The sequence below is a fragment of the Bradyrhizobium diversitatis genome (genome assembly GCF_016031635.1).
GTDB classification, from domain to species: Bacteria; Pseudomonadota; Alphaproteobacteria; order Rhizobiales; family Xanthobacteraceae; genus Bradyrhizobium; species Bradyrhizobium diversitatis.
Window position 1 is genome coordinate 42,641 of the sequence record NZ_JACEGD010000025.1, and the last position, 14,712, is coordinate 57,352.

Sequence of the window (14,712 nt, forward strand, 5' to 3'; positions counted from 1 at the left end):
TCCGGGCTCTCGCTTCGCGAGCCCCGGAATGACAACGTGCGTGGCCTAAGTCCCCTTCGGCCGCACGATGGCCCAGCCGATGCGCAGCAGCTGCTGGCGGCCGGTCACCAGCCATTCGAAGGCGCGCGGGACTTCCGGCACGATGCCGGGGAAGCGCTTGAGGATGTCCGGCGGCGGGGTGCCGGCGGTATCGGACGCGCGCCAGACCACGACGCCGCCTGTCTCGCTGAATTTTGCCTGATCCATCCACGGCGTGCGCGCAGGAACGGCATCGATGAACAGATGCGGCCGGCCGGAATGCAGCGCGATCAGGCTGGCGAGTTGCGTCTCGCCGGCGACGGCACGCAGGCGATGGTTGGTGCGACGGGCAAAGCTCTCGTCGAAGAAGTCCGAGATCGCGCGCGCCGGCATCGAGGTCGCAATTTCGTTGGCGCCGGTCCAGGGCAGGAACAGGACGGCGAGCACCACGCCGGCCGCGGGCGCAATGATGGCAGCAGCCCATACCATGCGCAGCATCCGCGTGCGGCGCATCGCGATGAGATCGCCGGCCGCAACGACCACGGCGAGCCCGGGCATGACCAGCACGACACCGGCGCCGCCGACGACGGAGTCGAGCCCGAGCAGGCCGGAAATCAGCACCGCGCCGAGCGGCGGAGCCAGCGCGAAGAAATACACGAAGTTGCGCGCGAGTGGCTCGACCGTCGGGCGGTAGATGATCGGCGGTTCCTCGCCCTTGCCGTCGAACAGCCCGGTGTTGAGGAAGGTCAGCGCCGGGATCGCGGCAGCCCCGAGCACGAGTCCGCCGAACAGCCAGGCCGCGTGCAGCGCGCGGGCGTTGAGCTCGGCGACTTGCGGCAAGGCCGGCATTGTCAACGTCTCGGCCCGCACCAGCCACACCGCATAGGGCAGCGCCAGCACGGCGACGACGATCAGTGCAAAGAGCGGATCGAGCCCGCGCAGCGTCCGCCGGCCGCCGGCGGTCGAGACCGCGAAGACGACGATCAGCAGGAGGAGAAAGATCGCCGCCGGTGTCGTCAGCAGCAGGAGGCCCGCTTCGATCGACCAGGCGAACCAGGCATTGCCGCGACGCTGGCCGATGATCTGCCAGGAATGCAGCAGCAAGAGCGCCCAGAGCGGCCGCGCCAGCACCAGGGGGCCGAAGTCGAGCGTAGGCGAGGAGAAGGCCAGCACTGTCATCGTCAGCAGCACGGCGAGCACCGCCTGCTGCGAGCCGACCACGGCACGGGAGAGATGGTAGAGCGCGATGAAGGTCGCGATCTCGCAGAGCTGGGCGAGGACATAGACGCCCAGCATGTGCCCGCCGGCGGCACGATAGGCGATGTCGGCGAGCCAGACCGGCAGCGGCGGGCCGAGATCGGTGCCGACCTGGTATTCCCTCCCGAAGGCCAGCAGCGTCGCGAGGTTGCCGGGCGGGCTGCGGTAGAACACCAGCGCCACGAACAGCCACATCAAAGCCTGGAGCAGCACGGCAATCCACACGATCAGCCGCGGCCGGGCGCGAATGAGCTCGATGACCAGGGAGGTAAACCGCATGCAACGTCCGAATGATGCAGCCAGTCCAGCCGGCCCTATTCGCTCACGAACACTTTGATAAGGGGCACCGCGCGTCGTGGCAACTTCGGTCTGCCCCCTCTCCCCGTTCTTACAGGCTGAGGCACAAGCACACCTGAGCTATCGGTCGTCATGCCCGGGCTTGGGACGGTGTGTAAGGCGTGGATGGCGGGTCAAGCCCGGCCATGACGGATGGTAGAGCTGTGGGGTCGATTCAGAGATTTGCCGAGACGTCGATCTCGACGGCCGCGTCCACTTGCACCTCGACTGCTGTCGCCGCGAACAGATCCTGCACCGGCTCGACCGTCCATGGCATATGCTTGGCGCGGGCGGCGACGACGGGGGCGAAGAAGCTGCGGTGGTGGATGGTGGGACCCAGCCGGTCGAGCGCCTCGAGGTGCTCGGGGACGGCATAGCCCTTGTGCTGCTCGAAGCCGTAGCCGGGGCAATCCTGCGCCAGCGCACACATCAGCCGGTCGCGCGTCACCTTGGCGACGATGGATGCCGCAGCGATCGACAGCACGATACCGTCGCCGCCGATCACGGCCTCGCAATCGCATTCGGTGTCGAGCCGATCGCGGCCGTCGACGAAGACATGCCTGGGCGTCTCGGGCAGTGCCACCACGGCGCGCTTCAGCGCCCACAGCGAGGCACGCAGGATGTTGTCGCGGTCGATCCGCGAGGGCGAGGCGACGGCGACCGAGACCTGCGCGGTGGCGCAGATCTTGTCGAACAGCTTCTCGCGCTCCTCGGCAGTCAACCGTTTCGAATCATCGATGCCGCGCGGGATGTGGTCGGGATCGAGAATCACAGCGGCCGCCACCACGGGGCCGGCGAGCGGGCCGCGGCCTGCCTCGTCGCAGCCGGCGACCGGCCAGACCCCGCGCTTGATCAGCGCGCGCTCGCGGCGGAAGCTGGGGGGAGCAATGGCAATGATGCCTTTATTGCCGGCAGGAACCTTCGAAGCCTTGACTGCAGATGTTTTGGCCGCAGGCGTCTCAGCCGGCTTGGCAGACGCAGCCTTCTTCGCAGCCGCCTTTGTTGGCGCGTCTTTGGCTGGGTTCTTGGCGGACGTGTCCCGAATCATGGCCGGGATCGTGCGCAAGGGGCTTCGCCGGCGCAACCGGGAACCCAGGATATTCCCACTATTCAGGCCGTCCTAGTCCGCCAGATGCACCCGGCGGTCCTCGCCTACCTCGATACCAGGCGCGACCACGACCTCCCAAGCATGGCCGTCGGGGTCGGTGAAATAGCCGGAATAGCCGCCGTAGTCGGTCTCGTGCGCCGCCTTCAGCAAGCTGGCCCCCTTCCCGATAGCGAAGGCCAGCACCGCATCGACCTCCTCACGCGTCCGGCAGTTCCAGGCGAGCGTCATGCCGCGAAAAGTCGACGGCCTCGGCGCGTCCTGCAAGACCGCATCTGCCGCGAGCTGATCCCACGGATACAGGGCGAGCACCGGACCGCCGGTATCGTAGAAGGCGACGGCCTCGCCGGTTGCCTTCAGCCGGCGCGAGAAGCCGAGTGCATCGTAAAAGGCGATGCTGGCGCGGATGTCGCTCACGCCAAGCGTGACGACGGTGAGCCTCGGCACCGGAGCCGCCAATTCCTGACTCATGCCATGCCTCTTCCACCTTCCCGTCAGAACAGGCTGAGCTGATCGCCGTTCCGCTTCGGCCGCGCAAAGTGATCCGTGGTCAGCTTGGAACGCCGCTTGTTGAGACCGAGCCTGTCGCAGGCGATCTCGAAGCGGCGGCCGATGGTCCAGGCCATCGGGCCGGTGCCCTTCATCCGCTCGCCCCATTTGGCATCGTAGTCGCGCCCGCCGCGCATGTCGCGAATCAGGGTGAAGACGTGGCGATAGCGGTCCGGATAGTTCGCCATCAGCCATTCGCGGAAGAGATCGCGAACCTCCAGCGGCAGCCGCAGCAACACATAGGAGGCTTCCTTGACGCCGGCATGGGCGGCGGCATCGAGGATGCGCTCGATCTCGGCATCATTCAGCGCGGGGATCACGGGCGCGACCATCACCGTGGTCGGAATGCCGGCATCAGAGAGCCGCTTCAGCGCCTCCAGCCGCTTCGGCGGCGTCGAGGCCCTCGGCTCCATGGTTCGCGCCAGCTTCGGATCGAGCGAGGTGACAGAAATGGCGACCTTGGCGAGATTGCGTTTGGCCATCCGCTGGAGAATGTCGATGTCGCGCACGACCAGCGCCGATTTGGTGACGATGCCGACAGGATGGCTGGCGCGTTCCAGCACCTCGAGGATTCCGCGCATGATCTTTCGCTCGCGCTCGATCGGCTGGTAGGGATCGGTGTTGGTGCCGATCGCGATCATCCTGGGTTCGTAGCCGGGGGCGGCAAGCTCCTTCTCGAGCAACGCCGGCGCCTCGGGCTTCACGAACAGCTTCGACTCGAAATCCAGCCCCGGCGAGAGGCCGAGATAGGCATGCGTCGGCCGCGCGAAGCAGTAGACGCAGCCGTGCTCGCAGCCGCGATAGGGATTGATCGAGCGGTCGAAGCCGATGTCTGGGGAATCGTTGCGGGTGATCACCTTGCGCGAGGTGTCGACACCGATACTGGTCTTGAACGGCGGTAGCTCTTCCAGGCTCTGCCAGCCGTCATCGAAAGCGACCCGGGCCTCGGCCTCGTAGCGGCCGCTGGCATTGGATTGCGCGCCCCGGCCTCGCCTTCGCGCGCGATCGATGGCGACGCCAAGCTCGGGGAAATCTGAAGGCGCACCCGCCGGCTCGGAGGGCGCCGTGACCGGCGGGTGCTTGAGAGCATGAGAGGATGCTGGACTCATGCAACCAAGATAGCACGGCACGGGAACAAATCAAGAACACAAACAAAAAACGTGAAAACAACCCCATGCACAGTAGAGCTGCCCAAACTTCGCGCGCCCGCCTTTGACCTCACGCAACACGGCCGTCACGACGATCCCCTTTCATGCCCGACGGATCGATCGCCCCGGAACCGGGTTGGTGACGATCGGGAAGTGAAGGTCGGCAGGAACATGACAATCCAACAAAAAACGGCCGAAGCGAGCAGCGACCTCGATCTGCTCGATCGCTATTGGCGCGCCGCCAACTACCTCTCGGTCGGGCAAATCTACCTGCTCGACAATCCGTTGCTGCGCGAGCCGTTGCGGCCCGAGCACATCAAGCCGCGTTTGCTCGGCCATTGGGGCACCACGCCCGGCCTGAACTTCATCTATGCCCATCTCAATCGCGTGATCCGCGCCCTGGACCTCAGCATCATCTATGTTTGCGGGCCCGGCCACGGCGGCCCCGGCATGGTCGCCAACACCTATCTCGAAGGCAGCTACAGCGAGATCTATCCCGACATCGCGCGCGATGCGGACGGATTGCGCAAGCTGTTCAGGCAGTTCTCCTTCCCCGGGGGCATTCCGAGCCACGCGGCGCCGGAAACGCCGGGCTCGATCCATGAAGGCGGTGAGCTAGGCTACGCGCTGGTGCACGCCTATGGCGCGGCATTCGACAATCCTGATCTGATCGTCGCCTGCGTGGTCGGCGACGGCGAGGCCGAGACCGGCCCTCTCGCCGCGTCCTGGCACTCGAACAAGTTCCTGAACCCGGCTCATGACGGCGCCGTGCTGCCGATCCTGCATCTCAACGGCTACAAGATCGCAAATCCCACCGTGCTCGGACGGATGGGAAATGCGGAGATCCGCGATCTGTTCCGTGGGTTCGGCCACGAGCCGCTGTTCGTCACCGGCGATGATCCCAAATTGATGCACCGTGCCATGGCGGATGCGCTCGATGTCGCACTCGCCAGCATCCGCTCGATCCAGCTGCACGCCCGCGACGGGCGGACAAGCGTCGAGCGGCCGCGCTGGCCGATGATCGTGCTGCGCAGCCCGAAGGGCTGGACCGGCCCGAAGGAAGTCGACGGCAAGAAGGTCGAGGGCTTTTGGCGCGCGCATCAGGTCCCCGTCGCCGGCTGCCGCGAAAATCCGGCACATCTGAAGGTGCTCGAAGACTGGATGCGCAGCTACGAGCCGGAAAAACTGTTCGACGCGAACGGCGCGCTCGCTCCCGAGCTTCAGGCGCTCGCACCTGAAGGTGTCAGGCGCATGGGCGCCAATCCTCACGCCAATGGTGGCCTGTTGAAGAAGGAGCTGAAGCTGCCCGACTTCCGCAGCTTCGCAGTCGAGGTGCCGCAGCCGGGCGGCACCGTCGCCGAAGCGACGCGCGAACTCGGCAAATTCCTGCGCGACGTCATCCGTCTCAACGCACAACAGCGCAATTTCCGCATCATGGGGCCCGACGAGACCGCGTCGAACCGGCTAGATGCCGTGTTCGAGGCCACCGAGCGCGTCTGGATGGAGCCGATCGAGCCTTACGACGTGCATCTCGCGCAGGACGGCCGCGTGATGGAGGTGTTGAGCGAACATCTCTGCCAGGGCTGGCTCGAAGGTTATCTGCTCACGGGACGGCACGGCTTCTTCTCCTGCTACGAGGCCTTCATCCACATCGTGGATTCCATGTTCAACCAGCATGCCAAATGGCTGAAGGTCACGCGCGACCTGCCGTGGCGGCGCCCGATCGCCTCGCTCAACTATCTCCTGACCTCGCATGTCTGGCGCCAGGACCATAACGGCTTCAGCCATCAGGACCCCGGATTCGTCGACCTCGTTGCCAACAAGAAGGCCGACATCGTCCGCATCTATTTCCCGCCGGATGCCAACACGCTGCTCTGGATCGCCGATCACTGCCTGCGCACCTACAACCGCATCAACGTCATCGTCGCCGGCAAGCAGCCGGCGCCGCAATGGCTCTCGATGCAGGACGCGACGACGCATTGCGCTGCCGGCATCGGCATCTGGACCTGGGCCGGAACGGAGGACGGAAAGGGCGAGCCCGACGTGGTGATGGCCTGCGCCGGCGACGTGCCGACGCTGGAGACGCTCGCCGCCGTCGACCTCTTGCGCAAGGCGTTGCCCGACCTGAAGATCCGCGTCGTCAACGTCGTCGACCTCATGACGCTGCAACCCAGGGATCAGCACCCGCACGGCCTCTCCGGCCGCGACTTCGACGGCCTGTTCACCTCGGACAAGCCGGTGATCTTCGCCTATCACGGCTACCCCTATCTCATTCACCGGCTGACCTATAACCGCACCAACCATGCCGGCATGCATGTGCGCGGCTTTGCCGAGGAAGGCACCACGACGACGCCGTTCGATATGGTCGTGCTCAACGGGCTCGACCGCTATCATCTCGCGATCGAGGCGATCGAACGCGTGCCGGGTCTGGCGACCAAGGCCGCGCATGTGAAGCAGCAGTTCCGCGACAAATTGATCGAGCACTCCCGCTATGTCCGCGAGCATGGCGAGGACATGCCGGAGATCCGCGACTGGGTCTGGCCGAACAGCGCCGGCGGCGACACGCCGGCCGAAGCCGGTGACTAGCCATGCCGGACACGATCCTCGTCCTCAACTCGGGATCGTCGAGCATCAAGTTCGGCCTGTTCGATGTCTCGGCGGCTGAGCCCTCCCTGCTCTGCAAGGGCCTGCTCGACGAGCACGAGGCAAAACCCCGGCTCGTGGTGAAGGGCACCGCGGGCGAAGACCTGTTCGAGACACGACGGGACGCGCCGGACGCCGATGGCGGCCATCTGTTCGCCGACGTGCTCGGCTTCATCGAGGACCGGTTCGGCGAACGCAGCCTGCGCGCCGTCGGACACCGCATCGTTCACGGCGGGCCGGATTATTCCGGCCCGGTCGCGCTGACGGACGACATCACCGCGAAGCTGGAGGCATTGACGCCATTGGCGCCGTTGCACCAGCCGCGCTGCCTTGCGCCGGTTCGCACGTTCGCGGCGATCCGGCCCGGGCTGGCGCAGATCGCGTGCTTCGACACCGCCTTCCACCACGGCCTCATGCCGCCTGCGAGCCGCTTCGCCATTCCCAGGCGATTCGAGGCGCGTGGCGTCCGGCGCTACGGCTTTCATGGCCTGTCTTTCGAATATGTCGCGGGACGCCTGGCCGAGATCGCGCCGGAGCTCGCGACCAGACGGACCGTCATCGCGCATCTCGGCAACGGCGCCAGCCTCTGCGCATTGCGCGATGGCTGCAGCATCGACACCACGATGGGGCTGACGCCGCTCGACGGCCTCGTGATGGGCACGCGCTGCGGCACGATCGATCCCGGCGTGCTGCTCTATCTGCAGCAGCACGAGAACATGTCGGTCGACGAGGTCCAGCACCTGCTCTATCACGAGTCCGGCCTCTTCGGCGTCTCCGGCACCTCCGCGGACATGCGCACGCTGCTGGCGAGCGGCGAGGTTGCGGCGCGAGAGGCGGTTGATCTCTTCAGCTTCCGTGCGGCGCAGGCTGTCGCAATGATGGCGACCACGCTCGGCGGCCTGGACTGCCTGGTCTTCACCGGCGGCATCGGCGAGCACGCCAAGGAGATCCGCGCCGCGATCGGCGAGCGGCTCGCCTGGATGGGCGTACGCATCGATGCCGCCAGCAACGACGCGGCGCGCGGGCGCATCAACGGCCCCGACGGCACCGTCGATGTCTTCGTCATCCCGACCGATGAAGAGATGACGATCGCGCGCCATTGCGCGGCTTTGATCCGTGGACGCCACGTCACGTGACAATTTTATGAATGATCTGCCGCAATGCTGCCGCCGCGGTTTCGCGGCAAAGAGAGCGCATCAATCCTGGTTGCGGACAGATCATGAAGACCCACATCATCGAAGAGCTCGGACAAGGCAGCATCCTGCTGCCCGCGCTGGTGGCGGAAGGGCTCGCCGCCAACGACCGCATCAAGGTGCGGATGAGCGCATTGCAGGCGGCGGCCCAGCATGCGCAGGAGCCTGACCGGCCCGCGAATGACCTCGCCGTCGAAAGTCAGACTGCAGGCATCGCCCCCGCGGCGATCGCGGCGCTGATCGGCGGCGCCCGTCTGATCGGACAGGGCCGGCTCGCGGCCGCCGATCTTCCGGAGCTGATGCGGGAGATTGCGGACGATGCAGCGACCATGATCCGCGCCGTCCGCGCCGGCGCGGTGAGCGACGGCGAAAGGGCGCAGGCGCGGCTCGAGGCTATCCGCACAGCCGGCCTGCTCGATGCCACCGGCGAGATCGAGATGTCCCGCATCTCGCGCCTGACCGGCGTGGCCGATGCAGGCAGCGACAGCCTGCATCGCCTCGTCATGGATCTGCACAAGCAGCTCATCAGGCTTGCGACGAGCTGCTCGGAGGAAGCGCTCGACGGCGCCCATGTCTTCGGCCTGCACAGCGAGGACCGGCCGGCCGTCGCGGCCTTCATGAAGGGCCTGAACGCGACGCGGGGTCTCAAGTTCAACCATCCAGGCCTCGACACCATGGCTACGCGCGCCGGCGGCCGGCTGCTGATCCAGAACGACATCGGCACCACGGACGCCCATGTCGTCGTGATCGCGGTGAAGAAGAACGCGGTCACGGTGACCTACACCGACGTGCATCTGGCGCGAGCGAAGTTCTTCATCTCGCTGTTCGACGCGTTCGAGGTAACTTGGAGCGGCCTTGATCGTCACTCCGCGGCCGGCCTCGGCGAAGACAATTCATTCTATCTCGTCACCGGGCAGTATCAGGCCGGTCACGGCGCCGATCGCAACGAATTTCTCGCGGCACTCGGGGCCGCACTGGTTTTCCTGATCGACTGGAACAAGGCGCGCAAGCTGCTCAGGACCTGGGTTGCCAAGGACGACGCGGCACGCATCCTGGAATGGGCGGCGCGTCAGCGGATCGGCCATCGCGGCTTCCTCGAGCTTGGGGGCAACGATCTGCTGGGCTCTGCTGTCCGGAACGTCGCTCCGACGCGGATCGGCTTCGGCGAGCGGCTCGACCAGGCGCTCGGCCGCAACGCCGCGATCGATTTTCTGAAGACATCTCTGCGCGCCTCCACCGAGGCACTGCTTGCGGGCCGCTCGGTCAGGACGGTGCGCGACCAGATCGAGGCCGACCTGATGCGGCACCTCGATCGCGTCGATGGGACGCTGCTGGCAGCCGTGCTGCGCCAGATCGGCCTCGCCCACGATCTCGTCGCGGCGATCTCGCGCCATATTGCCGCGCTCCGCGCGAACCAGCCCGTCGACGGCAAGCTGCTGACGCAACACTGCGGCGCGATCGAGCAGAAGGCCGACAGAATCGCGATCGAGAGCCGCAACGAGGTCGACCGCCTCAATGCCCGCCCGCTGATCGGACAATTGATCGATCGCGCCGAGGAAGCCGTCGACGAGCTGGAGCAGGCCGCATTCATCGCCTCGCTGATGCCGGAAAGGACCGATCCATCCCTGCTGGCATCGCTGGCCGAGCTTTGCACGGTGGCAGAGACCGCAACCGAAGTGGCCGCGAGCGGCGTCGGGGCTGCGATCGACGTGCCGGAGGGACGGCGCGCCGATTCCGAGGACGCGCTCTCCGCCGTGACCCGCCTGATCGACGCCGAGCACGCCGCCGACAGCCGCGAACGCGCGATCACTGCACTGGTCTTCCGCGGCGGCTTCGACGTCGCGACCTCGCTGTCGGTGATCGAGCTCGCCCGCGCCGTCGAGCGTGCCACCGACCGCTTCGCCGCCTTCGGCCATCTGCTCCGCCGTCACATCATGATCGACCTCGCAGCTTGAGGAAGCCCCATGCATATCGTCCGTATCGGCGCTGAAGCCGCCGAATTGCGCCCTGCCGAGGAAATCGGCGCCAAAGCCGCCAATCTCGCGCGCATGGCGGCGCTGGGCCTGCCGGTGCCGCCTGCCTTCGTGCTCCCGGTCAAGCTCTGCGCCGACATCATTGCCGGCCATGCGCAGGCCACGCGATACCTGCGCGATGGCTTGAAGGAGGGAATCTCGTTCCTGGAGGGCGCCACCGGAAAGCGCTTCGGGGACCGCCGGCAGCCGCTCCTGGTGTCGGTGCGCTCGGGGGCGGCGCGATCGATGCCGGGCATGCTCGACACCGTTCTCAATGTCGGCTGCACGGTCGATGCCGTGCACGGCCTGATCCGCGCGACCGGCCGGCTGCGGCTCGCCTGGGATTGCCGCCGCCGTTTCCTGGAGAGCTTTGGCGAGACCGTGCTCGAGCTCGACCCGGCCGCCTTTGCCGCCTGCATCTCGGAACTCGTCGCAGCCGAAGACGCCGGCAGCGACCGTGAGCTCGACAGCGAAGCGCTCGAGCGGCTCGCCAGCCGCGAGCAGGCGCTGGTCGAGGATCGCGCCGATGCCCCGCTGGAGGACGCCTTCGCGCAACTGGAGGCGGCGGCTCAGGCGGTTTATCGCTCCTGGATGAGCGAACGTGCGCTGACCTATCGAAGCCTCCAGCACCTCGAAGCGCTCGAGGGTACCGCCGTGACGGTGCAGGCGATGGTCTTCGGCAATGGCGGTCTTGCCTCCGGCGCGGGCGTGGCATTCTCGCGCGATCCGTCCACGGGCGCGCGGCGTCCGATGATCGACCTCGTGCTCGATGCGCAGGGCGAAGACGTGGTTTCCGGAAGACGCACACCTGATACGGCCGAGGCGATCGCCCGCGAGCTGCCGAAACTCGAATCGGAACTCGGCGATATCCTGAGGCGACTCGAGCACGCGTTCGCCGACGTCCAGGACGTCGAGTTCGCGGTCGAGAACGGCAGGCTCTGGATCCTCCAGACCCGCACCGCCAAGCGCACGCCGCGGGCCGCCGCCAGGATTGCGATCGATCTCGTGCATGAAGGCCTGATCTCGCAGGACGAGGCCTTGGAGCGGATTGCGGAGATTGATCTCGCCTCGCTCACCGAGACCAGGCTGGTGTCCACCGGCAAGCCCGCGACGACCGGCATCGGCGCCTCCGGCGGCATCGGGATCGGACGGGCGGCATTCTCGTCCGAAAGCGCCCAGCGCCTCTCGGCGGCGGGCGAGCCGGTCATCCTGCTGCGTCCCGATACCAGCACCGCCGACATCGCAGGCTTCGCGCTCGCCGCCGGCATCGTCACATCGGTCGGCGCCCGCACCTCGCATGCGGCCCTGGTGGCGCGGCAAATGGGCAAGCCTTGCGTGGTCGGCTGCCGTGAGCTGAAGATCGATGCCGTCGCGAAGCGAGCCAAGCTCGGCCAAGTCAGCTTTGCCGAAGGCGAGTGGATGACGATCGAGGGCGATGCCGGAGAGCTCTATCTCGGACGCTGCGAGACGATCCGGACACGGCCCGAAGCCGAGCTTGCCGAGATCGCCACGTGGCAGGCGCAATCCGGTCAACATGGTCGGCGCGCCGCCGCGCCTTGAAGCGCGATGAGATTCGGATGAATCGCCGTCGCGCTTTAGGTTTTCCGGAAAATCGCTTCGCACTTTTCCAGATCATGCTTTAGTGACCGCCGCCGGTCAGGAGCTGAAAAGTCCCCATTGCGACCTCGATCAGGATCAGCACCACGACGGCGATCTCGAGGCGGAGCGAGCGCTGGGTGTCGATGATGTCGGTGAGCGCGTTGGCGGTCTCCGACACCGCGGCAAGCTTGCGCTCGAGCGTGTCGAGGCGCTCCTTCAGCTCGTACTCGTCCTCCAGGCGCGAATAGAGACGATCGAGCTCGGGCTTCTCCCAGAGCACGTCGGGCTTCTCGGCGATGGCGACGCGGCCGGCGACGCGCTGCTGCACCAGCAGCGCATTGCCGATCAATTGCAGGATGCCCTTGCGCCGTTGCGGCGTGCGGCCGTGTTCGGCGAGCTCGCGTGCAAACGGCTCGATCACGTCGAAGACCGCGGCGACGCGCCGCTCGTCGCGCGCCAGCGACGTGCTCTTGGCGAGCGCATCGGCAACCAGCAACAGCCGGTCGTCGGAGAATTTGGCAAGGCAGATCGGCCCGCCCGGCTGGATCGCCTCGGCAGCCTCGTCGTGGCAGAGCTGCGCCTGCGCGATCTCCTCCTCGTACGGGCTGAGCTCTCCGGTCACACGCGACTTCAGGTTGTCGATGAGGACCTTCTCCTCGGACGGAAGCAGCCCGATCAGCACGACGACGCCGTAGCGAAAGATCACGGCAAGGCCGGCATGGACGCGGAAGGCGGCCGGCGTCGAGGACACCAGGGTTCCGATCTCCAGCCCTGACGCATTGATGCGGTCGCCCAGCATCAGCGCCCGGATCCGCAAGGTCGGCGCAGTCCCCTGCTTCGGCGACGCTGGCGCCGCGCCGACGGCGAGTTGATCGGCGCTCATGTGAGGCCTCTCCCGGGACCAAGATCACACATCTTCGTTGACCTATGTTGCAAGCTGCATCCTCGTCTGAGGGACCGACTGCCCGTGCGCAGCGAAATGTCCAAGAAGCTTCGAGTTAATACGGCCGGGATGAGCTTGTGCCGAAACATTCGGCAATATTTCCAGCCCGCACGTGACACTTTTGGTTGCGACGACTGGCTGCGGTTTACCATCGCATGCCGAAGCGCCGCCGGAAAGTTGCACTCGGCAACGCTACGGGTTTATGACAACATCATATAAAACTACGCTTCTCCCGAAGTGCAGACACTGAAGCCTCAATCATGCTGAGCGTCATCATTCCGACCGAAGGTGTCGAGCAGACGGCGGTCGCAACCCTGGCCGCGCTGGTCCCCGGCGCCGCCGCGGGCGTCATCCGGGAGGTCCTTCTGGTCGACCGCACGCGCAATGGCGTCATCGAGCGCGTTGCCGACGTCGCAGGCTGCCGCTTCATCACGTTCGAGGGACACTCGCAAGGCGCCGCGCTCGCCGCCGGCGCGCTCCAGGCCCGATCGCCCTGGCTGATGTTCCTGCCCGCGGGCGCCGTGCTGGAAACCGGCTGGATCGAGGAAACCACCCAGTTCATCCAGGCGGTCGCCAGTAGCGGCCGGGATCGTGCGGCCGTGTTCCGCTATGCACGTTCGCCTTACGCCGATACCACCTTCCGCGACATCGTCTGGACCGTGGCGCGCAAGCTCGGCGGTCCGCTCGGCGATCAGGGCCTGTTGATCGCGCGTGATCATTACGACCGGATCGGCGGCTACCCGCCCCAGGCCCGCCATTCCGAGGCGCGGCTGCTCCGGCGGCTCGGCCGGTCGTCCCGGACCATGCTGCGCAGCCGGATCGTCATGGTCGGCTGAGATACTTGCCAACGTCAAATAATCGATTGACAATGGCAAATATCGAGGTGATCCCATGCCGTCCCAATTATCGCCATCAAGCCCAGCTGCCGAATGCGTCGCCGACGACCAGATCGCAGCAGTCCGCGCCTTCAACCGCTTCTATACCCGCAGGCTTGGCGTACTCGACCAGCACCTTGGCAAGAGCCCGTTTTCGCTCAGCGAGGCCCGTGTGCTGTATGAACTCGCGCATCGCGACGAGCTGGCGGCGAAGGAGATCGGAAACGAGCTTGGTCTCGACCCCGGCTATCTCAGCCGCATCATCCAGAGCTTCGACGAAAAGGGGTTGATCACGCGAAGGCCCCTGCCCGCAGATCGCAGGCAATACCAGCTCAGCCTCACCGCCAAGGGCCGCCAGGCTTTCGCCAAGCTGAACCTGAGCTCGCAAAACGAGGTTGCCGCAATGCTGGCCCGACTTTCGGCCAGCGATGCATCGCGGCTGACACAGGCGATGGCAACCATCGAGGCCGTGCTGGAGCAACGCCGAACCCAGCCCGCGGCTGTCATGCTGCGCAGCCATCGCGTCGGCGACATGGGCTGGGTCGTCTCCCGGCAGGCTGCCGCCTATGCCGCGGACTACGATTGGGACATCAGCTACGAGGCGCTGGTCGCCGAGATCTGCGCGCAGTTCATCAGGAACTACGACGCCGCGCGCGAGCACTGCTGGATCGCAGAGGTCAGCGGCGAGCCGGTCGGCTCGGTGTTCCTGGTCAAGGCCACGGACGAGATCGCAAAACTCCGCCTGTTGCAGGTGGAGAAGAAGGCACGGGGCCTCGGTGTCGGCCGCGCGCTGGTCGAGCAGTGCATCCAGGGCGCACGCGAGCGCGGCTACAGCAAGATGACGCTGTGGACGCAGAGCATCCTGGTGGCCGCGCGCGGCATCTATCAAAGTGCGGGTTTCAGGCTCGTCGCCACCGAGCCGCATCGCAGCTTCGGGCAGGATCTTGTTGGGGAGACCTGGGAACGGGATCTATGAGCTTGCTGCCGGCGAAATGCGCATCGTGGCGAGATGCGCATTGATGTGCCCTCTCCCC

The 14,712-nt window shown here is 66.3% G+C and carries 11 protein-coding genes; 6 read left to right on the forward strand and 5 right to left on the reverse strand.

Annotated elements, in window-relative coordinates; all coding sequences use genetic code 11:
• Positions 1-45 precede the first annotated feature (45 nt).
• The 4 genes from H1B27_RS25865 to H1B27_RS25880 form a co-directional block, all read right to left on the reverse strand.
• Complete coding sequence (locus H1B27_RS25865) at positions 46-1,554, reverse strand: glycosyltransferase family 39 protein (RefSeq protein ID WP_197967983.1); 1,509 nt, start codon at positions 1,552-1,554, stop codon at positions 46-48.
• A 232-nt stretch (positions 1,555-1,786) separates the two neighbouring features.
• On the reverse strand, positions 1,787-2,659 hold the full coding sequence (gene rnhB, locus H1B27_RS25870; RefSeq protein ID WP_197967984.1) for a ribonuclease HII: 873 nt from the start codon (positions 2,657-2,659) through the stop codon (positions 1,787-1,789).
• Positions 2,660-2,731: 72 nt separating this feature from the next.
• Complete coding sequence (locus H1B27_RS25875) at positions 2,732-3,187, reverse strand: VOC family protein (RefSeq protein WP_197967985.1); 456 nt, start codon at positions 3,185-3,187, stop codon at positions 2,732-2,734.
• Positions 3,188-3,210: 23 nt separating this feature from the next.
• Positions 3,211-4,374, reverse strand: a complete 1,164-nt coding sequence (locus tag H1B27_RS25880) for a PA0069 family radical SAM protein (RefSeq protein WP_197967986.1) — start codon at positions 4,372-4,374, stop codon at positions 3,211-3,213.
• 210 nt (positions 4,375-4,584) lie between these two features.
• On the opposite strand from H1B27_RS25880, the gene H1B27_RS25885 reads away from it, so the two are divergent.
• From H1B27_RS25885 to H1B27_RS25900, 4 genes are all read left to right on the forward strand, one after another.
• Complete coding sequence (locus H1B27_RS25885; RefSeq protein WP_197967987.1) at positions 4,585-6,999, forward strand: phosphoketolase family protein; 2,415 nt, start codon at positions 4,585-4,587, stop codon at positions 6,997-6,999.
• Positions 7,000-7,001: 2 nt separating this feature from the next.
• Positions 7,002-8,192, forward strand: coding sequence for an acetate/propionate family kinase (locus H1B27_RS25890; protein WP_197967988.1), 1,191 nt, complete (start codon positions 7,002-7,004; stop codon positions 8,190-8,192).
• Positions 8,193-8,275: 83 nt separating this feature from the next.
• Positions 8,276-10,204: a hypothetical protein gene (locus tag H1B27_RS25895; RefSeq protein WP_197967989.1), complete on the forward strand. Its 1,929-nt coding sequence runs from the start codon at positions 8,276-8,278 to the stop codon at positions 10,202-10,204.
• Between the two features lie 9 nt (positions 10,205-10,213).
• The gene (locus H1B27_RS25900) at positions 10,214-11,821 is read left to right on the forward strand and encodes a PEP/pyruvate-binding domain-containing protein (protein WP_197967990.1); all 1,608 of its coding nucleotides are present in this window, start codon (positions 10,214-10,216) and stop codon (positions 11,819-11,821) included.
• Positions 11,822-11,900: 79 nt separating this feature from the next.
• On the opposite strand, the gene H1B27_RS25905 is transcribed toward H1B27_RS25900, so the two are convergent.
• The gene (locus tag H1B27_RS25905; protein ID WP_197967991.1) at positions 11,901-12,743 is read right to left on the reverse strand and encodes an RMD1 family protein; all 843 of its coding nucleotides are present in this window, start codon (positions 12,741-12,743) and stop codon (positions 11,901-11,903) included.
• A 320-nt stretch (positions 12,744-13,063) separates the two neighbouring features.
• Between H1B27_RS25905 and H1B27_RS25910 the strand changes: the two genes are divergently transcribed.
• Both H1B27_RS25910 and H1B27_RS25915 read left to right on the forward strand, forming a co-directional pair.
• Positions 13,064-13,639, forward strand: coding sequence for a glycosyltransferase family protein (locus H1B27_RS25910; protein WP_061878497.1), 576 nt, complete (start codon positions 13,064-13,066; stop codon positions 13,637-13,639).
• 55 nt (positions 13,640-13,694) lie between these two features.
• Positions 13,695-14,654, forward strand: coding sequence for a bifunctional helix-turn-helix transcriptional regulator/GNAT family N-acetyltransferase (locus H1B27_RS25915; RefSeq protein WP_197967992.1), 960 nt, complete (start codon positions 13,695-13,697; stop codon positions 14,652-14,654).
• The last annotated feature ends 58 nt before the right edge of the window (positions 14,655-14,712 follow it).